Consider the following 1,362-nt stretch of genomic DNA (forward strand, 5'->3'; position numbering starts at 1 on the left):
ATCCAACAGCACGTTATCGAACTTGGCCAGGTCATTGGTTTGGACTTCCGCGTCTACCGCATCGATTTCAGCCAACATCACTTTCACGGCCACCAGCGCAGCGGACTCCTTGATCTCAATCGTTGGTGCAAACGTCGTGGCTACTGCCTCACTCTCAAGCCACGCCACATCAGCCGGCTCGGTCAGCATCCATTCGTAAACCAGCTGCAAACCGTCAAAAACGATATGCAGGGGCAGCAGCGGCACCACTACCTGTTTGAACTTGGTCAGGGCAGCTTCGGTAACCTGTGAAACTGTCGTAATGTCGGGGTTTTCACCACTGACAATAAGATCCGTTAGCTCCTGGTACGGAATACTGATGACGCCCCGTGAGGTGAGGAACATGTCCCCATAGACCCCGCCTGTGGAGGCGAGGTTATTTTCCGCCACCAGGTTCTGGCCATAAGGGTAAGTAGTGGTATCGATCGGCGCATAAAGGGGCTGCCAGGTGATTGGGATACCATGAAATTCACGGTAAAAAGTCTGCGTGATCGGCCGTTCTGTGCCCTTAAAGTGGATTTCATCGAGCCGCTGCTGTAACAGCATTGGCTTACTTGAGGCGTCGCTTGCCCGGATTGTGAAAAACTGCCCCATCTCTTCGATGCGTGTGTCGAGGTCTGCATCAGACATTGAGAAAAACGATTTTCGCTCAGTGATGCGCGTGAGGTACGGCTCTACCACGGAGATAAACAGGGCTTCCACAATGTCCGCCATCCCGCCGTACATTGCAGAATTCTGCTTTGTCGGGGTCAGCCTGCTCTTGAGCCAGCCGGAGACTAAACCCATGTTAGGCCTCCGTATAGGTCAGGTTCAGGATGGAGTTGGCCACATCGAGATACACGAAATCGTTGTAGCCGTTCGGGGTGGCCATGTTGGATACGGTGAGCGTGAAATCGTCGAAATGCCCCAGGTTATTGATATAAGCCCAGATGTCTTTGAGCTTAATTTGCTGGAAATCGCCAGTGCCGTAAGGGTCAAACTCCGATGAGTCCTTACCAAATTGGCTCTCAAGACCACTTTTCAATGAGGCCAGAATAACCGATTGGGTAAGGCTCGCCGGGATCTCGCCGCTCAGCGTAATGGTGAACGGCAGCATATTTGCCGGCGTGTAGGTGTATCGTTTGTTCAGCGGATTGGGCACAGTGGCCAGCGCTTTTGTTACCAGGGCTGCCATCTCCGCCTGGGTTTTGCCCGGGTACCAGCCGCAGATAAAGATCCGGTTGATGTTGTCGAGCTTCAGCACCCCATCAATCTTTTCCTGCTCCCCTTCCCCCCATGCATTTAGCCAGGTGCTGGCCGGAATGTTCTGCTTCAGGTAGTAAG

The 1,362-nt window shown here is 53.2% G+C and carries 1 protein-coding gene and 1 pseudogene; both read right to left on the bottom strand.

The window, feature by feature from the left end:
* Positions 1 to 825 (bottom strand): phage tail protein (locus CYR55_RS22830; RefSeq protein ID WP_101818580.1); only part of this gene is annotated, 825 nt, incomplete at its 3' end.
* A 1-nt stretch (position 826) separates the two neighbouring features.
* A pseudogene (locus CYR55_RS23700) lies at positions 827 to 1,362 on the bottom strand (baseplate J/gp47 family protein); the annotation flags it as partial.

The sequence above is a fragment of the Chimaeribacter californicus genome, assembly GCF_002858675.1.
Classification (GTDB): Bacteria; Pseudomonadota; Gammaproteobacteria; order Enterobacterales; family Enterobacteriaceae; genus Chimaeribacter; species Chimaeribacter californicus.